Here is a 23,919-nt window from a genome sequence, read left to right as displayed (position 1 = left end):
CGTCCCCCGCGGCACCGCGGGAGCCTCCGCCACGGTCCGTCTCATCCCGTGGGACATCGGTCTTCTGCGGTGACGCGGCGCGATCTACAGTGGTGGCCGGCCGCTGCCCGGCCGGTACCGCGGGGGACTCGGGCTGTCCTGGGTGTGATCCGCGAGGCCGCGGAGCGGAAGGGGAAGGCGATGGCTCGTACCGGGAGCGCCGCGGGCCCGACCCTGGCGGTGATCGCCCGCGAGGCCGGGGTGTCCGTGCCGACCGCCTCCAAGGTGCTCAACGGCCGCGCGGACGTGGCCCCCGACACCCGCCGCCGCGTCACCGAGGTGCTGGAGCGCCTGGGTTATGTGCGCCGTCCGCGCGCCGGGGCGCCGAAGCCGCGGCCCGCGATGGTCGACCTGGTGGTGCGCTCGCCCGACAGCCCCCGCGCGGGCGCGGTGCTGCACGGCGTCATGGAGGCCGCCCACGAGGCGGGCCTGGACGTGGTGGTCTCGGTCGCGGCCGGGCCCGGCGGGCCGGGGGGACGGCGGACGGGCCCCGGCTGGCCGGAGAAGCTGGCGGCCCGCGGCTCCGCCGGGGTCCTGTTCCATCTGCCCGGGCTCAGCCCCGGCCAGTACGCGTGGCTGGACGGCCACCGCGTCCCGTACGTCCTCATCGACCCCGCGCGCCGGCCGCCGCCCGGCACACCGTCCGTCGGCGCGGACGACCACCGGGGCGGGTCGGTGGCGACCGGCCATCTGCTGGCGCTGGGCCACCGCCGGATCGCGGTGCTCGCCGGCCGCCCCGGCACCCCGCGCGGTGACGCCCGGCTGGCAGGCCACCGCGAGGCCCTGGCGGCGGCGGGTATCGCGCCCCGGCCGGAGTACGTGCGCCACGGCGACTCCGAGCGGGCCTGCGCCCGGCGCCGGACGCTCGCCCTCCTCGGTCTGCCGGAGCCGCCCACCGCGCTGTTCGCCTGCTCGGACGTCATGGCCCTCGGGGCGTACGAGGCCCTGGCCGCACGGGGGTTACGGGTCCCCGCGGACATCAGCGTGATCGGCTTCGGCGATCTGCCCGAGGCCGGCTGGGCGTCCCCGGCCCTGACCACGGTGCGCCGGCCGCTCTCCGAGATGGCCGCGACGGCGCTGCGGCTGCTGGCCCGGACGATGTCCGGGGAGCAGCCGGAGAACCCCCGCACCGAGCTGTTCACGCGGCTCGTCCCCCGCCACAGCACGGCCCCGGTGGCCACCCGGCCGCTGCGGGCCGTGCGTGCCGCCGCCGGGGCGGCCGGCGATCCCGCGGCGGGCCGGGTGGACGGAACGGCCGGCGGCACCGGGCCTGTACCCCGGGCGTCCGCCGTGGCACAGTGAACCCGGCCGCTGGGACCGCTCCCATCCGGGCCGTCGCGCCCCACCGCGCCCGGGCCCGCCGGCGGACCACGCGACAGCATGCCGTCACCAGGAATCCCCCACCTCTTCCCAGGAGTCGCTATGCCCCGAGGAAAGCGGATCAGCCGGTTACTGCTCGCCCTGACGCTGACCGCCGCCGTGGCGCCGGTCAGCCGGGCGGCGGAGTCACGGTTCGGTGAGCGGGACCCCGGCCCGGGCGTCGCGGCCGCCGCCGAGGCGGCACCGCTGGAGGACCTGACCGTCACCACCACCCAGGTGGCCTCCGGTCTGCGGCGCCCCACCGCCATCGCCTCCCCCGACGACGCCACCGGCCGGCTGTTCATCACCGAGAAGGCCGGCACCGTGCGCGTCTACCACCCGGACACCGGCCTGGCCACCGAGCCGCTGCTCGACCTGACCGGCCGCGTCAACGCGAACGACAACGAGCGCGGACTGCTGGGCATCGCCCCGGCGCCCGACTTCGAGGAGAGCCAGCTCCTCTACGTCGCCTACACCCGCCGCTCGGACGACGCCGTCACCCTCGCCCGGGTCGACGTCCGCGAGGGCGGCGTGGAGGAGCTCCTGACCCAGGAGCACGCCCAGTACTCCAACCACAACGGCGGCCACCTGGCCTTCGGCCCCGACGGCTACCTGTACTGGAGCATCGGGGACGGCGGCGGCTCCGGCGACCCGTTCGACAGCGGACAGCGCCTGGACACCCTGCTGGGGAAGATCCTGCGGCTGGACGTCGGCCCCGGGTGCCGCGCCGGCTCGGGGTCCTCCTGTGTACCGGCGGACAACCCCTTCGTGGACCGCCCGGGCGCCCGGCCCGAGATCTGGGCCTACGGCCTGCGCAACCCCTGGCGCTTCTCCCTCGACGAGGCCGACGGCTCGCTGTGGATCGGCGACGTGGGCCAGGGCAGCTGGGAGGAGGTGGACCATCTGGCCGCCGACGAGGGCGGGGCGAACCTCGGCTGGTCCTGCATGGAGGGACCGGAGGTCCTCAACGCGGACCAGTGCGACCCGGACGCCGACTACACCGACCCGGTGTTCAGCTACCCCTCCTCCGTCGGCGGCTGCTCCGTGATCGGCGGCCCGGTCTACCGGGGCGAGGAGTTCGCCGAGCTGGCCGGCGGCACCTACCTGGCCACCGACTACTGCTCCTCCACCGTCTGGGGCATCCGGCCCGGCCCCGACGGCTACGCCAACGCCGAGATCGGGGAGTTCCCGACCCAGGTCACGAGCTTCGGCGAGGACGAGACCGGCGAGCTGTACGTCGCCAACGACCTTCCCGGAGGGCTGCACCGGGTCTCGTTCGGGACGCGCTGACGCGCCGCGGCGGCAGCGGCCGCCGGGATCCGGCCGGCCCGCCACGACCCAGCGGCCGGGCGGCCGGACCCTTGATACGAGCTCCACAGGGGTCCGGCCGCCCGGGAGCGCGGGCCCGGCCGGGCCCGCCCTCCGTACCGCGCGCCGCCGTCAGCCGGCCGGGAGCTCCGCCCCCGTCAGTTCCGCGCAGGCGGCGAGCAGTCCGTCCTGCACGCCGTGGTCGTACGCGGCGGGGTTGGCCCGCAGCTCCTGCCGCCGCTTGAAGTACCGGCCCGTCACCCTGGCCGCCGGGTCCTCACCGGTGGCCAGCCAGACCTGGGTCTCCGCGCCCTCCGGCAGGCCGCCGGTGGCGTTCGGCCCGCCCATCCGTGTCCGGATCCACCCCGGGTCCACGGCGTTGCTGAGGGTGCCGGGCCAGCGGCGCGCCACCGCGAACGCCAGGACGACGTCGAGGAGTTTGGAGTCGGAGTACGCCCGCATGCCGTCCCACGGCCGGCGCTCGTACTGCAGGTCGCCGAGGTCGACGGTGCCCTCCGCCTCCAGTCCGGAGGTCAGGTAGACCAGCCGGCGGGGCCTCGGCATCAGGGCGGTGAGCAGGTAGGGGGCCAGCACGTTCGTCTGGAAGATGCGCTCCAGCTTGTCCTCGGTGACGCTGCGCCAGGCCGCTCCCCCGCCGACACCCGCGTTGTGGATCACCACGTCGAAGGGCCCCGCCGCGGCCGCCGCCTCCGCCAGCTCCCGGGTGCCCGCCAGCGAGGCGAGATCACCGGCGACGACCCCGGCGGCCCGCGGCACCGCCGCGCGGGCCTCCTCCGCGCGCACCGCGTTGCGGGCGTGCAGGACCACCCGGTGTCCCGCGGCGGCCAGCGTCGCCGCCGTCTCGCGCCCGATGCCGTCTGCCGACCCGGTGACGAACACGCTGATGCCGGCGCCCTTGTCGTCCATGGTGTCTCCTCTTCCTCGGCGGTCGTCCCGGCCGGTGGCGGCCGGGTCCGCGGGGGTGGAATGGCTTGGCGTTGCGGGAACGACGGTACGACGGGCAGCCCGTGCGCGGGGCGGCGCCCCGGCCGATCCGGCGCGGCGGAGCTCCACCGGGCCGTCGCGGCCCGCCCCGCCGGCCCGGCCGGACCCCCGGCGCGCGGAGGGGCCGCCCGCGGCCGGGCGGCCCCTCGCGGATCTCCGGGACGCGGCTAGGAACAGGTGTCCCGGCTCGTGTTGACGAGGTTGAGGTTGCGGTAGGTGATGTTCGAGCCGCAGGGGCTCTCCCTGAGGGCCGAGTTGGTGACCGTCAGGTTCTGCAGGGTGATGTCGCGGGTGTTGGCGAACTCGGATCGGGCGGCGATCCGGATGTCGCCCGGCCCGGAGACGGTGCCGCTCTGGGCCGCGATGTTCACGTTGTAGCAGTTCTCGATGAGGATGGCGTTGCTCCCGGTGTTCGCGATGTCCACCCGGTCGATGACGGCGCCGCCGCTCTCCGAGACGCAGAAGACGCCGCGTCCGCCGCCGCGCGCGATGACCTGGCCCACCCGGACGTTGACCGGGTAGTTGTCGCCGATCCGGCCGTTGCGGTTGGCCATCCGGAAGGCGGCATAGCCGGTGCCGGTCCCGGCGCCGTCGGCGTCCACCTTCTCGACGGTGGCGTTGATCGTGTCGTTCAGCAGCAGTCCGGAGTAGCCGGTGTTGCGGGCCGTGACCGTGCCGATGGTGAGCCCGTCCACGCCGTAGGTCTCCACGCCGTGAGCGCCGGTGCCGGAGACGTAGACGTTGTCGACGCGGATATTGCGGGAGCGCACCGAGCGGTCTCCGTGGTTGTCGATGCGGATGCCCAGACCGCCGGAGAGGCGCATGTCGATCTGGCCGAGCGTGACGTTCTCGACGTTCCGCATGAAGATGCCGTACAGCGGGGCGCCGGTGAGGGTCAGGTGCTGGACCTCCACGTCCCGGGCGCCGCGGGCGTAGACCGGGGCCTGGTCGCCGGAGCCCGAGCCGGTCACGTTGATGGTCCCGCAGACGTCGAGCACGGTGTAACTCGGCAGCGAGAGCCGGGAGCCGGCGCTCATCGAGCCCGAGCCCCGGACCACGACCCGCTGCTTGGAGGTGCGTCCGGGCGACAGGCTGCCGACGGCCGCGCGCATCGCCGAGAGCATGTCGGTGCCGCTGTAGCCGGGAGCCGTCCAGGTGTTGCCGTTGCGGACGGCCTCGGCCTGGTAGCTGCCGGTGCCGCAGTCGGCGGCCGGGGCGGCAGCGGCGGCGGGGGCGGCGCTCCCCGCCGCCGCGGCGGCACCGGCCTCGCGGGCCTGTCCGGGTGCGGCCAGCAGCAGGCTGACCAGTCCGGCCAGGGCCGTTCCGGCGGCGGCCAGAGCTGTTCCGCGTCGTCCTCGCGGTGTGGAAGACATACCTCGTCTCCTTTCGGAGCGGGTGAGAGATGGGTGGGGGGTGAGAGAGCGTCGGCGTGGGGCCGAGGAAGCGCTTTCACGCCGCCCCGGAACGTAGCAAGCGGACACCGGAGCGTCAATCAGCCCTATCGGCCGCGCAGTTGACGAGGCTTTCCGGATATGTGCCTGATGTCCCCCCGCACCCAGGAGGCTCCTCCCCGGGCGGGACAGGAGGACAGAAAGCGTTTACTACCCTCGTCCGCCCGTACCGGGGACGGAAGCGCTCCGCGCCGCGCCGTGAACCGCCGTGCCCCCCGGGCGCACCGGTCCCCGTCTTACGGTGTCCCCGGGCGGAGGTCGGTCCGCCCGCCGGCGATCCGCCCGCCCCGGGCCGCCGACCCGTCACCGGAAGCCGGTGAGGTCCTCCGGAAGCGCCCCTGTTCCACGGTCCGACCGGGATTCCCCCGCGCTCCCGGGGGCACCCAACCAGGAGCGCCGGGCAGGCCGGCGCCGGGGGGAACCGCCGACACATCGTCAACAGACCACCAACGGAGGACGGGCGCATGGCACCAACGGGCGGTCGCACCACCGGTTCCACGAACGTCCGGCCCTCCGGGCCACCGTCCGGAGGCCCCGCGCCCGTCCTGCCCCGCCCGGCGCCACCCGGCCCCGTACGGGTCCCGGCAGCCGGGCGCACCCACCGGACCGCCGTACCCGAGGAGTGGTCTTCGCCGTGCTCGTCCTCGTAATCGCTCACGCCGGGCTGGCGGCGGCGCTTCCGTGCTGGGGCCGCCGCACCGGGCGCGCCGTCTGGGTGATCGCGGCCCTGCCGCTCCTGGCGGCCCTGGTGTGGAGCGCCGTCCGGGCACCGGACGTGCTGCGCGGGGCACCCGTGCGGGAGAGCCTGGCCTGGGCGCCCTCCCTGGGGCTCAGCCTCGATCTGCGACTCGACGCCCTGTCCCTGCTCATGGTGTGGGTCATCAGCGGGGTGGGGGCGGCGGTCCTGGCCTACAGCGCGTACTACACCGAACGGGACACCGGCCGGGAGGCCGGGCTGCTCCTGGCCTTCGCCGGGGCCATGACCGGCCTGGTCCTCGCGGACAACCTCTTCGTGCTCTACGTCTTCTGGGAACTGACCACGCTCGCGTCCTACTTCCTCATCGCCGGCCCGGAGCGTTCCCGGGAGCGCCGCCGGGCGGCGGAGCAGGCACTGCTGACCACCGTCGCGGGCGGGCTCGCCCTGCTGGCGGGCCTCGTCGTGCTCGGGGAGACCGCGGGCACCTACCGGATCTCCGGCATCCTCGCCGACCCGCCGCGCGGCGCCGCGGTGACGGTGGCCATGGTGCTGCTGCTCCTCGGCGCGTTCGCCAAGTCCGCCCAGATGCCGCTGCACGGCTGGCTGCCCGCCGCCATGGTGGCGCCCACTCCGGTGAGCGCCTATCTGCACGCCGCCACGATGGTCAAGGCGGGGGTGTACCTGGTGGCACGATTCGCGCCCGGTTTCGCCGATGTCCCCCCGTGGCGGCCCGCGGTGTTCGCCGTCGGGCTGGTGAGCATGGTCCTGGGCGCCTGGCGGGCGCTCCGGGAGACGGACCTGAAGAGGCTGCTCGCCTACGGCACCATCAGTGAACTGGGCATGCTGATGGTGCTGTTCGGCGCCGGCACCCGGACGGCCGCGATGGCCGGGGCCGTGATGCTGGCCGCCCACGCCGCCTTCAAGGCCACGCTCTTCCTCGTGACCGGCATCCTCGACCACCAGGCCGGCACCCGGGACGTGCGCGAACTGTCCGGTGCGGGCCGCCGGATGCCCGGGGTCTTCGCCGCGGCTCTGCTCGCCGCCCTGTCCATGGCGGGCGTGCCACCGCTGCTCGGCTTCCTCGGCAAGGAGGCCGGCTACGAGGCGTTCCTGCACGGCACGGGGATCGGCGGCCGTCTCCCGGTGCTGGCCGGACTGGTCCTGGGCTCCGTCCTCACCGTCGCGTACGCGGGCCGCTTCCTGTGGGGGGCCTTCGCCCGCAAGCCCTGGGCGGAGCCGGGTACGCCGGAACCGCCTGCCCGGGGCTTCCTCGCCCCGGCCGCTCTGCTCTCGGCGGCGGGACTGGTGCTGGGCCTCTGGTACCAGGGCATGGCGGCCCCCGCACGCGCCTACGCGGACCGCTACCCGGCCGGCCCGGAGGGCCCGTACGAGCTCGCCCTCTGGCACGGCCTCACCCCGGTGCTCGGACTGTCCGTGCTGACGCTCCTGATGGGAGCCGCGCTGTACGCGGCTCACCGCGAGCGGGCCGACGGGACCGGCCCGTGGTGGAAGACCCTCGTCCGGCTGCCGGACTCGCAGCGCGCGTACCGGCGGACCGTCCGCGCGACCGACCTGCTGGCGCTGCGGCTGGCACGCGGCACCCAGGTCGGCTCGCTCCCCGTCTACCTGGCGGTGCTCCTGTGCGCCGTACTGGCCCTGCCGGGAGCCGCCCTGGCCGTCACCGGCACGGGACCCGCCGGGACCCGGCTGTGGACCTCTTCCGTCCAGTTGCCGCTCGTCCTGGTCATTTTGGCCGCGGCCGTGGCGGTGACGGCGACCCGGCACCGGCTGACCGGCGTCCTGCTGGTGGGGGCGGTCGGCTACGGCGTGGCGGGGCTGTTCCTGCTCCGCGGCGCTCCGGATCTGGCCCTCACCCAGTTCCTGGTGGAGACGCTGACGCTGGTGATCGTCGTGTTCGTGCTGCGCCGGATGCCGGCCCGTTTCTCGCCCGAGAAGGCGGCTCCGCGCACCCGGATCCTGCAGGGCGCGCTGGCCGGGGCGATCGGTGTCCTCGTCGGTGTCTTCACCCTGGCCGCCGCCGGTGCCCGCCGGGCTCCGGCGGTCTCGGAGGACTACTTCCGCCTGCTGCCGGAGACCGGGGCCCACAACGCCGTCAACGCGATCGTCGTGGACTTCCGGGCCCTGGACACCCTGGGGGAGATCGCCGTGCTGCTGGTCGCCGCACTCGGCGTGGTGAGCCTGGCCGGGGTCCGGCGGCGGGGCGGGGACGAGGCCGGGCCCGCCCGCACCGGGAACGGCACGACCGGTGCCGGCGGGGAGCCGGGCGACCGGGCGGCCCTCTCGCCGACGGCGCAGTGGGATGAGCCGCGCGAGTGCTGGCTGCCCGGCGGCAGCGAACGGCCGGGCGGGGAGCGCTCGTTGCTGCTGGAGGTCAGCACCTGGATGGCCTTCCCCTCCCTCATGGTGGTCTCCGTGTTCCTGCTGTTCTCCGGACATTCCCACCCCGGCGGCGGCTTCTCGGGCGGCCTGGTGGCGGGGCTCGCGTGCGTGCTGCGCTATCTCGTGGGCGGCCGGGACGGCCTGGGAACGACCGCACCCGTCGATCCCGGCCTGCTCGCGGGCGGAGGGCTGGCGCTGGCCGCCGGAACCGGTCTGGTGCCGGCCCTCTTCGGAGCCGAGCCCCTGTCGGGCGTCCTGGTGGAGGCACACCACCTGCCTGTCATCGGGACGCTGAAGTTCTCCACCACCCTCTTCTTCGACATGGGCGTCTACCTGCTGGTGATCGGGGTCGCGCTCAAGCTGCTGTCGGCCCTGGGCACGAACCTCGCTCCCGCCCCGCGGAGAACACGGACACCGGCGGAAGGGGACCTCACACGGTGAGAACGCCCGACATCACCCTCGCCGTCGTGGTCGGCGGTCTGTACGCCGTGGGCTTCCTGCTGATGATGCAGCGGTCGCTGATACGGATCGTGCTCGGCTTCGTCCTCCTGGGACACGGCACGAATCTGCTGCTGCTCTCGGCGGGACGCCCGGGAGACCCCCCCTTGACGGGCGGGGGCACCGCGGAACCCGGCCGGTACGCCGATCCGCTGCCCCAGGCCATGGCGCTCACCTCCGTCGTGATCACCTTCGGGCTCACGGCCTTCCTGCTCGCCCTGGCCTACCGGTCCTGGTGGCTGACCGGTCACGACGAGGTACGGGACGACGTGGAGGACCGGCGGATCGGCACCGCCCGGGAACGCGCCGAGTCGGCGGAACGGGGAACCGGGGCACGGTCCGTCGAGGCGGGCGAACCGGAGGGCACGGACGACTCGGACGACGCTGCGCATGCCCCGCCGGAGGAGAACCGATGAACCTGCTGCTCGCCCTGCCGGTGATCCTGCCGCTCCTGGCGGCGGGGCTGTCCATCGCCCTGCGGCGCCACCTGTGGGCCCAGCGGTCGCTGAGCACCGCGGTGCTCGTCACCGTCCTCACCGTCGCCTTCCTGCTGCTGGTCCTGGCCGACCGGCGGGGTCCCCTGGTGCTGCCGGTGGGCGGCTGGGAGGCGCCCGCGGGCATCACCCTGGTGGCGGACCGCCTGTCGGCGCTGCTGCTGACCGTCTCGCTGCTGGTCGCGCTCGCCGTCCTGCTCTTCTCCATGGGCCAGGGCACGGCCGAGCGGCGCGGCCGGGTGGCGACCGCGTTCCATCCGGCGTACCTGCTGCTGGCCGGCGGGGTGGGGCTGGCCTTCCTCACCGGGGACCTGTTCAACCTGTTCGTGGCCTTCGAGGTGATGCTCGGCGCCTCGTACGTGCTGATCACGCTGAACGCCGGGACGCAGCGGACCCGGGCCGGCATGACGTACGTCCTCGTCAGCCTGACGTCCTCACTGCTGTTCATCACGGCGATCGCCCTGGTCTACGCGGCCACCGGCACCGTGAACCTGGCTCAGCTCGGCGAGCGGACGGCCGCGCTCCCCGACGGGCTGCGGAGCGCCCTCGGCCTGCTGCTGCTCGTGGTCTTCGGCGTCAAATCGGCCATGGTGCCGCTGCACTTCTGGCTGCCGGACAGCTATCCCACGGCTCCCGCGCCGATCACGGCGGTCTTCGCGGCGCTGCTCACCAAGGTCGGGGTGTACGCGATGGTGCGCACCCAGACCCTGCTGTTCCCCCGGGAGGAGACCTGGGTTCTGCTGGCCGTTCTCGCGGTCGCCACCATGCTGCTGGGCATCCTGGGCGCGCTGGCCCAGGACGACATCAACCGGCTGCTGTCCTTCACCCTGGTCAGCCACATCGGCTTCATGCTGTTCGGGCTGGCGCTGTTCGACGTCGCCGGGCTGACCGGCACGATCCTGTACATCGTCCACCACATCGTCGTCCAGGCGACGCTGTTCCTGGTCGCCGGGCTGATCGTGCGGGGGGCGGGCACCCCGGCCCTGCGCCGGATGGAGGGCCGCGCTCCCCCGCCGGCGCTGCTCGCCCTGCTGTTCCTCGTGCCGGCGCTGAGCCTGTCCGGCATCCCGCCGCTGTCGGGATTCGTGGCCAAGCTGGCGCTGCTGCGGGCCGGGGCCGCGGACGGGGGCGCCGCCGCATACGTGCTGGTCGCCGCCGCGCTGCTGACCAGCCTGCTCACTCTGGCGGCGATGGCGCGCCTCGGCCGCAGCGCCTTCTCCGGGGCGCCCCGGCCGGACCCGCGCACTCCCCCGGCGCCGGACGCCCCGCGCCGGCCGGCCCGGCTGATGGCGGCCACCACCGCGGGCATGGCCCTGGCCGGGGTGACCCTCGTCGTGCTCGCCGGCCCGCTCGCACGGATCAGCGAACGGGCCGCCGAGGACCTCTTGCACCGGGACCCCTACCGGTCCGCCGTACTCGTCACGGAGGCGAAGCCTTGACCGTCCCACGCTTCCTGTACCGCACCCGGGACCATCTGCCACTGTTCTGCTGGCTGCTGGCGCTGTGGACGATCCTCTGGGGATCGCCCCGGCCGGCGGTCCTGCTCAGCGGTGTGCCGCTGGCCGCCGCGGTCGTGCGCGGCTTCGCCCGTCCGCCGCTGCTCCCCCGGGTCGCCGTCCGGCCGTGGCGGCTGGTGCTCCTGCTCGGTTTCATGCTCGCCGACCTCCTCCAGTCCGGGATCACCGTGGCCTGGCAGGCCCTCCGGCACGGTCCGCGCACCAGGGCGGCGGTCGTGGAGGTACCGCTCCGGGCCGACACCGACCTGCTGATCGCCGCGACGGCCACCCTGACCACGCTGACGCCCGGCACCCTCGTCCTGGAAATCGACCGCGACCGCCGACTGCTGTACGTCCACGCGCTGCCCGCCGGCAGTCCGCGCCAGGCCGAGCGGCGGCGGCGCGAGGTGCTGCGGGCCGAGCGCCATGTGACCTGGGCGCTGGCACGGGCCGGGGCGGCCGGCCCCGACGACGGGCCGCGACCGGCTGAGGGGGCGTCATGACCACGGTGTACACCGTCACCACGGCCCTGCTGTCGGCCGCCGCGCTGCTGGTCCTCGTCCGGCTGCTCCGCGGCCCCGTCGCGCTCGACCGCATCGTGGCCCTGGACGTCCTGCTGTCGCTGATCGTCGCGGGCGCGGCCCTGGGGGTCGCGGCCCGGAAGGAGGGCTCCTTCCTCCCCGTCATCCTGGTACTGGCCATCCTGGCCTTCATCGGATCGGTCACCGCGGCCCATCTGATCGAGCGGCGGGAGGGGATGCGGTGAGCACCGTCCTCGCCATCCTCTCCGCCGTCTTCCTGCTGTCCGGCGCCGCCTTCTCCCTCCTCGGCGCGATCGGGCTGCTGCGGTTCGCGGACACCGCCTCCCGGCTGCACGCGGCGTCCAAGACCCAGACCCTGGGCCTGCTGCTCATCCTGCTGGGAACCGCCCTCCAGGTGCCCGTGAAGTACGGCCTAATCCTTCTGCTGCTCGCCCTCTTCCAGCTGGTCACCGTGCCGGTGACCGGGCAGATCGTCGGCCGCACCGCCTACCGCACGGGAGCCGTGCGCCGGGGCCACCTGGTCGTGGACGAACTCGGCCGGCGGCTGGAACGGGAGGAGGCCGGGTCGCCGGACTGACCGCCGCGCCCCGCGTCCGCGGAAGGCGACCCAGCGGCCGCGCCCGTACCGGACCGTCGCCGGACCCGCTCCGGGCCGCCGCTCCTCCCGGCGGTACGCTGATCCGCGCCGAGCCGATCAAGGAGTGGGTGCCGTGCTGCTCGCCTTCGCCGTGGTGCTGCTGATCGCCGTGCTGGTGTCCAGCCTGGCGCACCGCACCATCCTGTCCACCGCCGCGCTGTTCCTGATCGCCGGCTTCCTCCTGGGCAAGGAGACCACCGGTGCGCTCCAGCTGACGGCAGACTCCGCGCTGGTCGAGCACTTCGCCGAACTGGCCCTCTTCGCGGTGCTGTTCACCGACGGCATGCGGGTGGGCTGGACCGATCTGCGGTCCGCCTGGCGGCTGCCCGGCCGGGCCCTGGGCTGGGGCCTGCCGCTGACTCTCGCCCTCACCGCCCTCCTCGCCCACTACATCGTGGGCCTGGACTGGCCCGAGGCCCTGCTGCTCGGCGCGATCCTGGCCCCCACCGACCCGGTCTTCGCCGCCGCGCTCGTCGGCAACAAGCGGGTCCCCGGGCGGCTCCGGCATCTGCTGAACGTCGAGTCGGGCATCAACGACGGGCTGGCGCTGCCGTTCGTCATCCTCTTCCTCGGCATCTCCGAGGGCTCCGGCGATCTCCACCTGGACGAACTGGCGACCGAACTAGCCCTGGGCGTCCTCATCGGCGTCGCCGTTCCCTGGCTGGCCATCAAGCTGGAGCAGACACGTTTCTTCGCCGCCTCGGCCGCCTACGAACCGCTCAACGCCTTCGCCATCGGCCTGGTCGTGCTCGGGCTGGGGCAGGTCCTGCACGCCAACCTCTTCCTGGCCGCGTTCGCCGCGGGCGTGACCGTGGCCACCTTCGGCCCCCGGCAGCGGAAGGCCTTCGACGAGTTCGGCGAGCTCGTCGCCGAACTGCTGAAACTGGCCGCCCTGCTGGTCTTCGGCGCGCTGATCTCGGTGGAGTTCCTGGGCGAGATCTCCTGGAGCGGGTGGGTGTTCGCCGTCCTCGCCCTGGTGCTGGTCCGGCCGGTGGCCCTGGCCATCGCCTTCGCCCGCTCCCACCTGAGCCGGCGCGAACAGGCGGCGGCCATGTGGTTCGGTCCCAAGGGCTTCGCCTCGGTGGTCTACGCGCTGCTGGTGCTCAAGTCCGGGATTGCCGAGGCCGATCTCGTCTTCCACCTGGTGGCCCTCACCATCGTGCTCTCGATCCTCGCCCACTCCTCCACCGACATCGTGGTCGCGCGCTCCTTCGACGAACCGGAGGAGACGCCCAACTGGCAGGATCCCGAGGAGAGCCGGGAGACCGAGGAGCGCCCGGAGGGACGGGAAGCGGAGCGGACGGAGAAACCGCGGACCGGGACCGGCGGCGACGACCGGGCGGCGGGCGGCGGCACGGCGGAGAGCTGAGCCCCCGCCGATCCCCTCGCCCCGGCCCGGGGGACGTCAGGGGCCCCGTCGCGGATGCGGCCGGCCCGTCAGCTCATCGGTTCGCTGAGTTCGATCGTCCGCGGCGCGGCGGCGAGGGCTTCGACGGCCATCGGGGCGTGGCTGCTCAGCCGTCCGGCCCGTTCGGGGCCGGTGGCGTGCAGTCGTTCCAGCGCTTCGTCCAGGGAGCCGGCGTCGTTCACGGGCATGACGCCGGATCAGCGGCCCTGGAGGCGTGCCGGTCTGCGGTCCTGGGCCCGGAGCCGTAGGGAGGGGCCCGGGTGCGGTGGGCCGGGCGCCGGACGGGCCGGGCCGCGACGCGGGTGATGACGTGGGCGCCACGCGGGCCGGCCGTGTTCCCGGCGCCGGGGCGGGGCAGAAGGAGGGCTGTGCCGGTCCGGCCGCGCCGACGGAGCGTGTGGGGTTGCCCCGCCGACGGACGCAGCGGGCGGGATATCGACGAGGGCGGGAGGTGAGGGCCGTGTTCGAGGACTTCGAGGCCACCCGGGTGCGGGCCGGTGAGGCATCGGTGTTCGTCCGACACGGCGGGGAGGGCCCGCCCGTGGTGCTGCTGCACGGCCATCCCCGGACTTCCGCGACCTGGCATCGCGTGGCCCCGCTTCTCGTCCGCCGCGGTTTCACCGTCGTCTGTCCCGATCTTCGGGGGTACGGCCGGTCCACCGGTCCGGAGCCCACCGCTGACCATGCCGGGTACTCCAAGCGGGCCGTCGCCGCTGATGTGGTCGCGGTGATGCGCTCGCTCGGCCATGCCCGTTTCGCGCTCGCCGGGCACGACCGCGGAGGCGCTGTCGCGCTGCGCCTCGCGCTCGATCATCCTGCAGCGGTCTCGCGGGCGGCCCTGATCGACTGCCTGCCCATCAGCGAACACCTGTCACGCATCACGACCGAGTTCGCCACGCAGTGGTGGCACTGGTTCTTCTTCGCCCAGCCGGAGGTGCCCGAGCGGGTCATCAACGCCGACCCGGAGAGCTGGTACCGGGGCGATCCGCAGAGCATGGGGCAGGAGAACTACGAGGAGTGGCGCGCGGCCACCGGAAATCCCGGCGTGGTGCGGGCCATGCTGGAGGACTACCGCGCCGGCCTCACCATCGACCGGCGGCACGAGGAGGAGGACCGTGCCGCCGGGCTGCGGATCCGGTGCCCGGCGCTCATCCTGTGGTCGCTCCGGGACGACCTCGAAGACCTCTACGGAGACCCGCTGGAGATCTGGCGGCACTGGGCGGCGGACGTGCGCGGCCACGGCATCGACTCCGGGCACCACATGGCCGAAGAGGCCCCGGAGGCGCTCGCCTCCGCCCTGGCGGGCTTCTTCACCGGGCGGTCCGGCTGAGAGACCGCGACCGCGCCCCGGCCCGTGCGCGGTGCCCGCACTTCCGCGGTCCGAAGGGCCGGCCGCCCGGGGGCTTGGTGCCCTCGGCGCCCGCCCGGCAGGTGTTCCGCCGGGCGCGCTGCGGTGCTCACGGTCGGACCGCTGAACGCCATGACGCGGTGGAGCCGGAGAGCCGCGCCGGTTCCCGGACAGGTGTGCGGCGGGGCTGCCCCCGGTGAGTTCCCGTCAGGGACGGTGCGCCGCCCGGGAGTCCGCCCCCGCGCGTCACACCCGCCGCGCCCGCCGCTCACACCGAGGGGGTTGACAAGGTTGTCATGACCCTCAACCATGGGAGCGCTCCCACCACCCCTCACCGTACTCCGCCTGACGGTCCGCCCCCGACCGTCAGGCGGTTCGACCGGAGTTCACCGCACCGCGGGGCGCGCGGCCTCCTCGCGCGTCCCGCGCGCGCTCGTGCCCGAGGCGCGGCACGCGGCCCGGCACGGTTCCCGGGCGGAACCGCACCGGACGCCCCGCCCGTTCCGCACCGTCCCCCACGGAACAGCAGGAGGCACCACCACCATGCGCAGAACCCCCCTCCGGGCGGTCGTGGCCGGGTCGGCCCTGGCCCTCGCGCTCGTCCTCACCCCGCCGGCCGGCGCCGCGGCCTCCGCCGCATCCGCGGACGCGGCCGCCGCGTCGTCCCCGGCCCCCGCGGGCGGGGAGACGGCGGCCGCCGCCACCAGGATCATGCCGCTGGGCGACTCCATCACCGGCTCGCCCGGCTGCTGGCGCTCCGTCCTCTGGAACCGGCTGCAGGACACCGGCCACACCTCGGTCGACTTCGTGGGCACGCTCGGCCCCCAGGGCTGCGGGCAGCCCTACGACGGGGAGAACGAGGGACACGGCGGGGCCCTGGTCACCCGGGTCGCCGACGGGAACCAGCTGCCCGGCTGGCTCTCCGCGACCCGGCCGGACATCGTGATGATGCACTTCGGCACCAACGACGTCTGGAGCAACATCGCTCCCGACCGCATCCTGGCCGCGTACACCGAGCTCGTCCGGCAGATGCGGGAGAGCAACCCGGGGATGAAGGTGCTCGTCGCCCAGATCATCCCGATGGACCCGAGCAGCTGCCCCGAGTGCGCCCAGCGGGTGCGGGACCTCAACGACCGTATCCCGCAGTGGGCTTCGGGTATCAGCACCCCGGAGTCGCCCGTGGTCGCGGTGGACCAGTGGACCGGTTTCGACACCGGGGCCGACACCTATGACGGCGTGCACCCCAGCTCCTCCGGCGACAACAAGATCGCTTCCCGCTGGTACCCGGCGCTGACCGGGTTCCTCACCCCGGGCGTCTCCGGCTCCTGACCCGGCGGACGCGGCCGGCCGCCGGAGCGGTGACCGGGGATCTGGTCACCTGGCGGCAGCGGCGAGTTCGTCGTCGAGCCGGCGGCGGGCCTCCGCCAGGGCCTGGTCGATGTCACGGGCCCCGGTGGAGACGCACAGCGTGTAGGCGGTGTCCTGCATCTGACGATGGATGTGCGGAGCGACGACCTGCTCCTTCGCCAGCGCCCGCAGGGCTTCGTAGTGTTCGAGCAGATTCCGCAGCACGGTCGGGTGCGCCATCAGCATCCGGCATCTCCTCCACACCTTCTCGGGACAAGGGACGAGCAAGGCGGTCGGCACTCCGAACGCCCCTACCCCCGTGCACACACCGGTTGCCCACCGGAAGCGGGCCGCATGCGGTGCTGTTATACGGACGTTACCTCAGCCGGTCCCCTCACCGAACCCCCCTGCGCGTAACGCCTCTGTTTCGCGACGGCGGGCGGCACCGGCGCCCGGGAGGTCCTCCCGCCCCGCGCCCTCCCCTCGCCCGGGGCCGGCCCGGACCGTTCCGCCAGGCTGCGGTCCACGGCATCGGCGAAGGCGCGCGCGAGCGGGCTCAGGGCCTCCCACTGCCGCACGGCCCAGCCGACCCACAGCGGGGCAGCGCCGGGACGGGGACGAGGCGGACGCGCCCGGGGCGGCGGGCCGGGCATCGCCGGCACCAGCGCGTGGCCGAGCCCCAGTTCGGCCAGGAGGACGGCCGTGTCCCAGTCGGCCACGCTGGTCGCGGAGGCCGACGGCACGCCGAGCCGGGGCAGTTGGCTGTCCAGCCGGGAGCCGGAGGTGGAGTTCCCGGGGAGCCGGATGTGCTGGATGCCCGCCAGGTCGCCCGGGCCGACGGCACTCTTCTCGGCCAGCGGGTCCTCGTCCCGGACGGCCAGCACCCAGGGGAGTTCGGCGACGGGCCGCTGCTCGATGCCGCGCACGGGGGGACCGATGGTGATCCACGCCAGATCGGCGTCGTCCGCCGCCAGGGCGGCGAAACAGCCGCGGCTGGAGTTCTCGGTCTGGAACTCCAGGCTGACCCCCGGATAGCGCTCCCGGTAGGCCACGACGGCCTCGGCCATGAAGTGCCGGACGGTGGTCGCGCCGGTGGTGATCCGCAGCGAGCCCGTCTCCCCGTCCAGCAGTTCGCGGAGCCGGCGCAGCGCCAGGTCGATGCCCCCGATGCCCTCGGCGGCGGCCGCGTAGAGGATGCGCCCGGCGTGGGTGGGGGTGACGCCGCGCGGACGGCGCTCCAGCAGGCCGAGCCCCAGCTCCCGTTCCAGCCGTCTGACGTGCTGGCTCACCGCCGGCTGCGTGCGGCGCTGTTCGCGGGCCACGGCACTGAGGCTGCCCGCCTCGCAGACCGCGACGAAGGTGCGGAGGTCGTCGAGCGTCACACCACCCAAGCTAGACCTGGGACCTCTCCAAGGAAACCCTAGGATTGACTTGGGAGTTGCCCCGCCCGACGATGGTTCCGGGCCCCGGGCGGCAACCCGCCCCGCACCGCGCAGACCTTCCTCCGGAACGCTGCGACAGCCGGGGGACGGGTGCCGACCCGCCGCCCTCCGAACGGGGAAAGGGGACCGGCATGCCCGTCCTGAGCGGTGCCACCCATGCGATGACCCTGCTCCGCGCGCTGGGCGCCGGGGAGATCGAGCATCCCGGCGGATCCCTGCTGGAGCACGTCCGCCGCGTCGGTGAGCTCCTCGGCGACTGGGACGCCCGGCCCGCCCTCCGGCTCGCCGGACTCTGCCACGCCCTCTACGGGACGGACGGCTTTCCCTCCGCGCTGCTGCCCCTCGCCCGCCGCCCGCAACTCGCGGCGGCCATCGGCGCGGAGGCCGAGGCGCTGGTGTACTTCTACGCGAGTTGCGACCGGAAGGTGTCGTATCCGGCGCTCCTGGACGATCCGCCGCTCTTCCGGGACCGGTTCTCCGGCCGCGTCCTCCATCCCGGCCCGCAGCGGCTCCGGGACTTCGCGGAGCTGACGGCCGCCAATGAACTGGACATCGCCCGGGTGAGCCCGGAGTTCCGCCGGCGGCGGGGCGAGGAACTGAGGGCGCTCCTCACCCGGCTCCGCCCGCTGCTGAGCGAGGCCGCGTGGGCGGAGTGCCGCGCGGTGCTGTTCTGAGCCGGGGCGCCCGCCGCTCCGGTGGACGGCCGGTGGACGGCCGGCGGACCGGGGGCCCGGACGGAGCGCGCGGTTGTTGGCGCGCTCCGGTCCGCCCCGGCGTCCGCCCCGCCGCACGGCGCTCGCCCGGGGCGGGGCGGACCGGAGCCGGGCCGGGCCGGGCACGGCCGGGCCGGCGGGGGCCCGGCCGGCCCGGAGCGGATCGCCGGACCGCCTCCGGCCGGCGTTCCGCGGCGGTACGGGGCGGAACGATTCAGCCCCAGATCTCCCCGGCCCACTCCGGGTGGTCGATGAACGGGTTCCGGTTGTGCTGGAAGTCGGCGTATATGACCTCGTTGCGGTTCTTCTCGAAGGCGTCCGGCGGGTCCTGCTCGTGCCACTCCAGCAGCATGGACACCCGGCCCATCAGGGGATTCGACCCGTTGCCCACCCTGTCGTTGAGTTCGAGGTCGGCGAAGCCGTCACCGCCCTCGTACCGCACCGCCATGTAGAAGATCATCCGGGCCACGTCGCCCTTGACCCGGTCGCGCGGCTCCCAGGAGTCGCTGTCGGTGTAGTTGCCGGGGGCCTCGCCGACCTCGGAGCCGCCCTCGTCGAAGTCCTTGTTGCCGCGCGCGCTGTTGACGGTGACATCGGTCGGACGGAGGTGATGGATGTCGGTGCCCGGGCCCGTCGCGGTGCCGAAGTCCCCGTGCGACTTGGCCCAGACGTGCTCGCGGTTCCACTCGTCGGCGGCGCCGCCGTTCTCGGACTTGCTCTGTGAGCGTCCGCTGTAGAGCAGGACCACCCGGGACGGGTCGGCCGGGTCCTCGTCGGTGGCCTTCAGCGCGGCCCAGACCTGGGAGTAGGACAGCTTCGTCTGCTCGCTGACGATGCCGTGCAGCGCGTCCTTGAGCGCCGGGCCGGTCCGGCCGAGCGCGTCCTGGTAGTACGAGTCGTCGTACGCGGTGCCGCCGGCCGCCGTGAGCGCTGTGGCGGCACCGGTGCCGGGGCCGGAGGGGCGACGGCCGCGGTGGCGTGGGGGCGGCGAGGGCGATCGAGAGGCCGCCGGCCAGCAGCGCCAGCTGCTTCCAGCGGGTGACACGGGTGGGGGACATATCCGGTCCTCTGCTCGGGGTCCGTGCCGGCCGCCGATGCGCAACGCGCGTAGACTTCCGACACGCCCGAACCTGCGTTCGGGTGCCCAGGAGTCTCCTCGTGATAGATCACTATGGCGTGAACATGGCGGGGAGGTCCGGCGAAGAGGGTGCGACCACGGAGCCCTCACCGGCCCGGGCCCCCCGTCGTCGACACGCACCGCCGGCATCACCATCTGTGCATGCCCGGCGAAACCCGAATATGGAAAAAATCACACATGATGCGTTAAAAGGGACACCTTCCTGGTGGCAAGGTGGACCGGACAGTATTGTCCAGCAGACATAGAGGCAGCCCGGCTGGGCGGAGGGTGGGGGTTGTGAGCGGTACGAAGGATGTGCCGAGTCCTCGTCCGGAGCCCGGCAACGGCGCGGGCGGAGTGACCACCGACATGCTCGGCACCGCCGGGATGTCGCGGCCGCGCTGGCGCGGCGACCCGGAGTCCCTCCTCCTGGTGGAGGACGACGCGGGCGACGCCCTGCTGGTCGAGGAACTTCTCGCGGACAGCGACATCCGCACCGAGCTGACGTGGGTGCGGTCCCTGGCCGAGGCCCAGGAGTGGCTGGCCGGGGCGCGGCTGATGCCCGGCTGCATCCTGCTCGACCTGCACCTCCCGGACGCCGACGGCGTGACCGCCGTCACCAGGATCCTCAACGCCGCCCCGAGCACGGCCGTCGTGGTGCTGACCGGCCGCGCCGAGGGCGAGGCCGGCCTCGCCGCCGTGGCCGCGGGCGCACAGGACTACCTGGTCAAGGGCGCACTGGAGTCCGAACTCTTCGGCCGCGCCATCCGCTACGCCGTCCAGCGCAAGCAGGTCGAGCAGACCGCGGCGGATCTGCAGGCCGGCCGGCTCCGGGCACAGGAGAACGCCCGCCTGGAGCGCGGCCTGCTGCCCACGCCGCTGCTGCACACCGACGACCTCACCATCGCGGCCCGCTACGAACCCGGCCGCGCCCAGGCCCTCCTCGGCGGCGACTTCTACGACGTGGTGCAGACGCCGGACGGCACGGTGCGCGCCGTGATCGGTGACGTCTCGGGGCACGGCGCCGCCGAGGCGGCCCTGGGCGTCTGCCTGCGGGTCGCCTGGCGCACGGCCGTGCTGTGCGGCACCGAGGGCAGCGACCTGGCGGAGCTCCTGGAGAAGATCACCGTCGCGGAGCGGGCCGACTCCCCCGTCTTCGTCACCTTCACCTCGCTCACGCTCCCGCCCGACCGGCGCAGCCTGCGCGTGGTCCGCGCCGGCCACCCGGGCCTGCTGATCCGCACCCAGGGCGAGGTGGAGCTGGTGGAGCCGCCGGGCGGGCCCGCGCTGGGCCTGGGTCTGGGCACGGTCGGCTGGCCGGAGACGGAACTCCCGCTGCCCGACGAGGCCGAGGTGGTCATGTTCACGGACGGACTGTTCGAGGGACGGACCGGTCCCGGCCGCGAGCGCCTCGGCGAGGACGGGCTCTGCGAGCTCGCGGCGGGCGAGGCCTGCGCGGGTCTCGGCCCGCAGGACTTCGTGGACGCCCTGGTGGACGGGGCGGAACTGGCCGCGGCCGACTACGGGGGCCTGGCCGACGATGTCGCGGTCGTCAGCGTCGGATGGAGGAAGCCCCGGTGACCCACTCGTCCCTTCCGCGGGCCCCCCGGCCGGGCGGCTCGGCCTTCACCGGCCGCAGGCTGACCGTGCAGGGCTGGTTCCAGCTCATCCTCTCGCTCATGCTGCTGTTCGTCCTGGGCGGCGCCGTCGTCGGCGCGCAGCTGCTGTCGAGCACCGTGCGGCAGTCCAACGACCTGGTCGAGCGCATCCAGCCGGCCCGCGCCGAGATGTACCAGCTCCAGAGCGCCCTGCTCAACCAGGAGACGGGGGTCCGCGGGTACGTCCTCACCGGGGACGACCGGTTCCTCGAGCCCTACACCGACGGCCGGGCCCAGGAGCGGAGGTCCGTCGCGCGGCTGCGGTCGCTCGTCGGGCCGGACCAGGTGATGTCCGAGGACCTCTCCGCCATCGAACAGGCGGCCGATGGCTGGCGCTCCACCCATGCCGTACCGCTCATCGAGCGCACCAGCTCCGGGGAGCAGGAGACCGGCGACACCCCGGAGCTGGAGAAGAGCAGGGAGTCCTTCGACGGGCTGCGGGCGCTGTTCACCAAGCAGAACGAGCACATAGCCGAGGCCAAGGCCGAGGCCCGTGCCGAGCTCATCTCCACCCGCACCACCCGGGACTGGGTCTACGGGCTGATGATCATCAGCTTCGTGCTGGCCGCCATCGCCCTGACGGTGCTGCTGCGCCGCACGGTGGGCGGACCGCTGCTGGCCCTGCGGGAGTCGTCCCAGCGGGTCGCCGACGGCGAATTCGACCACCGCATCAGCGCGGCCGGGCCCGCCGACGTGCGCGCCGTCGCCCTGGCCGTGGAGGCGATGCGGCACCGGATCGTGGAGGAGCTGGAGGCCACCCGGAACCGCGAGGCCCGGCTCACCCAGCAGACCGGCGACCTCGACGCCCAGGCCGTCGAGCTGCGGCGCTCCAATGCCGAGCTGGAGCAGTTCGCCTATGTGGCCTCGCACGATCTGCAGGAACCACTGCGGAAGGTGGCCTCCTTCTGCCAGCTGCTGGAGAAACGGTACGGCGACGAACTGGACGACCGGGGCAAGCAGTACATCGCCTTCGCCGTCGACGGGGCGAAGCGGATGCAGATCCTCATCAACGATCTGCTGACGTTCTCCCGGGTCGGCCGGGTCAACGACGACCGCAGGCCCGTGGCGCTCGACGAGACGCTGGACCGCGCCCTGGCCAACCTCTCGACCGCGATCGAGGAGTCCGGTGCCCGCGTCGAGCGCCCGGAGACGCTGCCCGAGGTGACGGGCGACCCGACCACCCTGGCGATGCTCTGGCAGAACCTCGTCGGCAACGCCGTGAAGTTCCGCTCCCCCGACCGCGTCCCCGAGGTGACCATCACCGCCGAGCAGTCCGGGGAGGACGGGAGCTGGCGGTTCTGCGTGACCGACAACGGGATCGGCATCCCGCCGGAGTTCAGCGAGAAGGTCTTCATCATCTTCCAGCGGCTGCACGGCCGGGAGACGTACACCGGAACCGGCATCGGTCTGGCACTCTGCAAGAAGATCGTCGAGCATCACGGCGGTCAGATCACCCTGGACACCGACCTGGCCGAGGGCACCCGCATCTGCTTCACGCTGCCCGGCCGGGCGGTTCCGCACTCTGTCACCGCCCATGAGGAAGCCACCACATGAACACCCCCCGCCCGATCGAGGTCCTGCTCGTCGAGGACGACCCCGGCGATGTCCTGATGACCCGCGAGGCCTTCGAGGACAAGATCGGCAACACCCTGCACGTCGTCCAGGACGGTGAGGAGGCGCTGGACTTCCTGTACCAGCGCGGAGCCCACGCCGGGGCGCCCCGGCCCGACCTTGTCCTGCTGGACCTCAACCTCCCCAAGTACGACGGGCGGCAGGTCCTGGAGCAGATCAAGTCGGACTCGGAGCTGTCCACCATCCCGGTGGTGGTCCTGACCACCTCCGCGGCCGAGGAGGACATCCTCCGCAGCTACAAGCTGCACGCCAACGCGTACGTCACCAAGCCGGTGGACCTCGACGCGTTCATCTCGGCGATCCGGCAGATCGACGAGTTCTTCCTGACGGTGGTCCGGCTGCCGAACCGCTGACCGCTCCCGCCCCGCTCAGCGGTCCCCGGCACCGGTCCCGGCGCCGCAGGGCACACGGCCGCCGTCCCGGCCGGCCGGGGCTCTCGCGGCGAGGTGGGCCGCCGTCCCGGTGCGCCCGGGGGCGACGTCCCCGCGCAGCACGGAGTCCCGGTCGTACTCCCCGCCCGCCTCACGGCGGAACGGGATCGGCTCGGTGTCCGGCAGGGTGCGCAGCCGTTCGCGCAGCCCGGCGGCGGCGGCCGCGTACCCGGCGGGGTCCAGGCGGTCCGCGTCGTACACGGCGAAGGGCGGGACGGCTTCCATGCCGGTGTACCAGAACGTGCCGTGGTGCAGCGGGAAGAGCAGGCTGTCGAGGTCGCCGTTGATGCCGCGCGGGCCGAAGGCCGGCGCGGCGCCGCCGGTGGTGACGACGGCCATCGCGCGCCGGCCGGCGAGGCCGCCGTCACCGTAGCGCAGGGTGCGGCCGCCGTCCGCCGGGTCCTTGACGCCGTAGGCGAAGCCTTTGACGAAGACCCGGTCGAACCAGCCCTTGAGGATGGCCGGCGGGCCGAACCACCAGAGCGGGAACTGCACGATCAGGGTGTCGGCCCAGCGGATCTTCTCCTGCTCGGCGCGGATGTCGGGGCTCAGCCGCCCGGAGAGGTGGGCCGCCTTGGAGGCGGTGGAGACGACCAGGCGGCGCTCCGGCTCGTGGTCCGGGAAGTCGCGGCGGCCGACGACGGGGTCCCAGCCCATGGCGTAGAGGTCGCTCTGCCGGTGTTCGTGGCCGGACTCGCGCAGGGCGCGGAGGCCCTCGTCGCGGAGGGCGGCGCTCAGGGAGTGCGGTTCGGGGTGGGCGTGGATCCACAGCACGCGCATGTGACGGTCCCTTTCCGGTCTTGCGGATTCTCGGCCGGGGCGGCTCCGCCCCGGCCTCGGTGGAGATTCTTCGGGCCGGGCGCCGCCGGAACGAGTGGCCGGACGGCCGCTATGTGC

21 protein-coding genes and 1 pseudogene are annotated in these 23,919 nt (G+C 73.9%); 15 read left to right on the top strand and 7 right to left on the bottom strand.

Annotation, left to right across the window (positions count from 1 at the left end; genetic code table 11):
• The first annotated feature begins 180 nt into the window (after window positions 1-180).
• Together E4N63_RS29735 and E4N63_RS29730 are read left to right on the top strand one after the other, a co-directional pair.
• A complete protein-coding gene (locus E4N63_RS29735; RefSeq protein ID WP_125624070.1) occupies window positions 181-1,341 on the top strand; it encodes a LacI family DNA-binding transcriptional regulator in 1,161 nt (386 codons plus the stop codon).
• 120 nt (window positions 1,342-1,461) lie between these two features.
• A complete protein-coding gene (locus E4N63_RS29730; protein ID WP_125624071.1) occupies window positions 1,462-2,688 on the top strand; it encodes a sorbosone dehydrogenase family protein in 1,227 nt (408 codons plus the stop codon).
• A gap of 150 nt (window positions 2,689-2,838) precedes the next feature.
• On the opposite strand, the gene E4N63_RS29725 is transcribed toward E4N63_RS29730, so the two are convergent.
• Together E4N63_RS29725 and E4N63_RS29720 are read right to left on the bottom strand one after the other, a co-directional pair.
• Complete coding sequence (locus tag E4N63_RS29725) at window positions 2,839-3,633, bottom strand: SDR family NAD(P)-dependent oxidoreductase (RefSeq protein WP_230242193.1); 795 nt, start codon at window positions 3,631-3,633, stop codon at window positions 2,839-2,841.
• A gap of 245 nt (window positions 3,634-3,878) precedes the next feature.
• Entirely contained in the window at window positions 3,879-5,084 is a 1,206-nt protein-coding gene (locus E4N63_RS29720) for a right-handed parallel beta-helix repeat-containing protein (protein WP_230242192.1), read from the bottom strand.
• A gap of 712 nt (window positions 5,085-5,796) precedes the next feature.
• On the opposite strand from E4N63_RS29720, the gene E4N63_RS29715 reads away from it, so the two are divergent.
• From E4N63_RS29715 to E4N63_RS29685, 7 genes are all read left to right on the top strand, one after another.
• Window positions 5,797-8,700: a Na+/H+ antiporter subunit A gene (locus tag E4N63_RS29715; protein ID WP_230242191.1), complete on the top strand. Its 2,904-nt coding sequence runs from the start codon at window positions 5,797-5,799 to the stop codon at window positions 8,698-8,700.
• A complete protein-coding gene (locus E4N63_RS29710; RefSeq protein ID WP_125626076.1) occupies window positions 8,697-9,173 on the top strand; it encodes a Na(+)/H(+) antiporter subunit C in 477 nt (158 codons plus the stop codon). The genes E4N63_RS29715 and E4N63_RS29710 overlap by 4 nt, the downstream gene beginning before the upstream one ends.
• Entirely contained in the window at window positions 9,170-10,690 is a 1,521-nt protein-coding gene (locus tag E4N63_RS29705; RefSeq protein ID WP_125626077.1) for a Na+/H+ antiporter subunit D, read from the top strand. Before E4N63_RS29710 ends, E4N63_RS29705 begins: the two co-directional genes overlap by 4 nt.
• Window positions 10,687-11,250, top strand: coding sequence for a Na+/H+ antiporter subunit E (locus E4N63_RS29700; RefSeq protein WP_230242190.1), 564 nt, complete (start codon window positions 10,687-10,689; stop codon window positions 11,248-11,250). Before E4N63_RS29705 ends, E4N63_RS29700 begins: the two co-directional genes overlap by 4 nt.
• A complete protein-coding gene (locus E4N63_RS29695) occupies window positions 11,247-11,513 on the top strand; it encodes a monovalent cation/H+ antiporter complex subunit F (protein ID WP_230242189.1) in 267 nt (88 codons plus the stop codon). Before E4N63_RS29700 ends, E4N63_RS29695 begins: the two co-directional genes overlap by 4 nt.
• Window positions 11,510-11,866: a monovalent cation/H(+) antiporter subunit G gene (mnhG, locus tag E4N63_RS29690; protein WP_230242188.1), complete on the top strand. Its 357-nt coding sequence runs from the start codon at window positions 11,510-11,512 to the stop codon at window positions 11,864-11,866. Before E4N63_RS29695 ends, mnhG begins: the two co-directional genes overlap by 4 nt.
• A gap of 133 nt (window positions 11,867-11,999) precedes the next feature.
• On the top strand, window positions 12,000-13,295 hold the full coding sequence (locus E4N63_RS29685; RefSeq protein ID WP_221772670.1) for a sodium:proton antiporter: 1,296 nt from the start codon (window positions 12,000-12,002) through the stop codon (window positions 13,293-13,295).
• A 68-nt stretch (window positions 13,296-13,363) separates the two neighbouring features.
• On the opposite strand, the gene E4N63_RS29680 is transcribed toward E4N63_RS29685, so the two are convergent.
• A complete protein-coding gene (locus tag E4N63_RS29680; protein WP_185831348.1) occupies window positions 13,364-13,522 on the bottom strand; it encodes a hypothetical protein in 159 nt (52 codons plus the stop codon).
• 272 nt (window positions 13,523-13,794) lie between these two features.
• Between E4N63_RS29680 and E4N63_RS29675 the strand changes: the two genes are divergently transcribed.
• Both E4N63_RS29675 and E4N63_RS29670 read left to right on the top strand, forming a co-directional pair.
• Entirely contained in the window at window positions 13,795-14,664 is an 870-nt protein-coding gene (locus tag E4N63_RS29675; protein ID WP_230242186.1) for an alpha/beta fold hydrolase, read from the top strand.
• Window positions 14,665-15,225: 561 nt separating this feature from the next.
• Window positions 15,226-16,005, top strand: a pseudogene (locus tag E4N63_RS29670) (SGNH/GDSL hydrolase family protein); the annotation flags it as partial.
• A 51-nt stretch (window positions 16,006-16,056) separates the two neighbouring features.
• Here the strand turns inward: E4N63_RS29670 and E4N63_RS29665 are convergent.
• Both E4N63_RS29665 and E4N63_RS29660 read right to left on the bottom strand, forming a co-directional pair.
• Complete coding sequence (locus tag E4N63_RS29665) at window positions 16,057-16,275, bottom strand: DUF5133 domain-containing protein (RefSeq protein WP_125626084.1); 219 nt, start codon at window positions 16,273-16,275, stop codon at window positions 16,057-16,059.
• 119 nt (window positions 16,276-16,394) lie between these two features.
• Window positions 16,395-17,411 (bottom strand): LysR family transcriptional regulator, encoded by a 1,017-nt coding sequence (locus E4N63_RS29660; protein WP_230242184.1) that lies wholly within the window; start codon window positions 17,409-17,411, stop codon window positions 16,395-16,397.
• Between the two features lie 191 nt (window positions 17,412-17,602).
• Here E4N63_RS29660 and E4N63_RS29655 point away from each other — a divergent pair, with 191 nt between their 5' ends.
• The gene (locus E4N63_RS29655; RefSeq protein WP_228429641.1) at window positions 17,603-18,145 is read left to right on the top strand and encodes a DUF6817 domain-containing protein; all 543 of its coding nucleotides are present in this window, start codon (window positions 17,603-17,605) and stop codon (window positions 18,143-18,145) included.
• 253 nt (window positions 18,146-18,398) lie between these two features.
• On the opposite strand, the gene E4N63_RS29650 is transcribed toward E4N63_RS29655, so the two are convergent.
• A complete protein-coding gene (locus E4N63_RS29650; protein WP_230242181.1) occupies window positions 18,399-19,229 on the bottom strand; it encodes an endonuclease I family protein in 831 nt (276 codons plus the stop codon).
• 441 nt (window positions 19,230-19,670) lie between these two features.
• Here E4N63_RS29650 and E4N63_RS29645 point away from each other — a divergent pair, with 441 nt between their 5' ends.
• From E4N63_RS29645 to E4N63_RS29635, 3 genes are read left to right on the top strand one after another with little or no spacing between them, the layout of a single operon-like run.
• Window positions 19,671-20,882 (top strand): PP2C family protein-serine/threonine phosphatase, encoded by a 1,212-nt coding sequence (locus E4N63_RS29645; RefSeq protein WP_125624689.1) that lies wholly within the window; start codon window positions 19,671-19,673, stop codon window positions 20,880-20,882.
• Complete coding sequence (locus E4N63_RS29640) at window positions 20,864-22,513, top strand: sensor histidine kinase (RefSeq protein ID WP_125624674.1); 1,650 nt, start codon at window positions 20,864-20,866, stop codon at window positions 22,511-22,513. Before E4N63_RS29645 ends, E4N63_RS29640 begins: the two co-directional genes overlap by 19 nt.
• The gene (locus tag E4N63_RS29635) at window positions 22,510-22,944 is read left to right on the top strand and encodes a response regulator (RefSeq protein WP_019707970.1); all 435 of its coding nucleotides are present in this window, start codon (window positions 22,510-22,512) and stop codon (window positions 22,942-22,944) included. The genes E4N63_RS29640 and E4N63_RS29635 overlap by 4 nt, the downstream gene beginning before the upstream one ends.
• A 15-nt stretch (window positions 22,945-22,959) precedes the next feature.
• Here the strand turns inward: E4N63_RS29635 and E4N63_RS29630 are convergent, their stop codons facing one another.
• Complete coding sequence (locus E4N63_RS29630) at window positions 22,960-23,802, bottom strand: NAD(P)H-dependent oxidoreductase (protein ID WP_125624675.1); 843 nt, start codon at window positions 23,800-23,802, stop codon at window positions 22,960-22,962.
• Window positions 23,803-23,919 lie beyond the last annotated feature (117 nt).

This window comes from Streptomyces sp. MNU89 (genome assembly GCF_020982505.1).
Taxonomy (GTDB): Bacteria; Actinomycetota; Actinomycetes; order Streptomycetales; family Streptomycetaceae; genus Streptomyces; species Streptomyces xinghaiensis.
The sequence above is the reverse complement of the archived record's forward strand: the minus strand, read 5'-3'. Positions and strand labels throughout refer to the sequence as shown.

Coding starts and splice junctions, on each gene's coding strand:
- E4N63_RS29735 (WP_125624070.1), top strand. CDS start 181: ATGGCTCGTACCGGGAGCGCCGCGGGCCCGACCCTGGCGGTGATCGCC.
- E4N63_RS29730 (WP_125624071.1), top strand. CDS start 1,462: ATGCCCCGAGGAAAGCGGATCAGCCGGTTACTGCTCGCCCTGACGCTG.
- E4N63_RS29725 (WP_230242193.1), bottom strand. CDS start 3,633: ATGGACGACAAGGGCGCCGGCATCAGCGTGTTCGTCACCGGGTCGGCA.
- E4N63_RS29720 (WP_230242192.1), bottom strand. CDS start 5,084: ATGTCTTCCACACCGCGAGGACGACGCGGAACAGCTCTGGCCGCCGCC.
- E4N63_RS29705 (WP_125626077.1), top strand. CDS start 9,170: ATGAACCTGCTGCTCGCCCTGCCGGTGATCCTGCCGCTCCTGGCGGCG.
- E4N63_RS29695 (WP_230242189.1), top strand. CDS start 11,247: ATGACCACGGTGTACACCGTCACCACGGCCCTGCTGTCGGCCGCCGCG.
- E4N63_RS29680 (WP_185831348.1), bottom strand. CDS start 13,522: ATGCCCGTGAACGACGCCGGCTCCCTGGACGAAGCGCTGGAACGACTG.
- E4N63_RS29665 (WP_125626084.1), bottom strand. CDS start 16,275: ATGCTGATGGCGCACCCGACCGTGCTGCGGAATCTGCTCGAACACTAC.
- E4N63_RS29655 (WP_228429641.1), top strand. CDS start 17,603: ATGCCCGTCCTGAGCGGTGCCACCCATGCGATGACCCTGCTCCGCGCG.
- E4N63_RS29645 (WP_125624689.1), top strand. CDS start 19,671: ATGCTCGGCACCGCCGGGATGTCGCGGCCGCGCTGGCGCGGCGACCCG.
- E4N63_RS29640 (WP_125624674.1), top strand. CDS start 20,864: ATGGAGGAAGCCCCGGTGACCCACTCGTCCCTTCCGCGGGCCCCCCGG.
- E4N63_RS29635 (WP_019707970.1), top strand. CDS start 22,510: ATGAACACCCCCCGCCCGATCGAGGTCCTGCTCGTCGAGGACGACCCC.
- E4N63_RS29630 (WP_125624675.1), bottom strand. CDS start 23,802: ATGCGCGTGCTGTGGATCCACGCCCACCCCGAACCGCACTCCCTGAGC.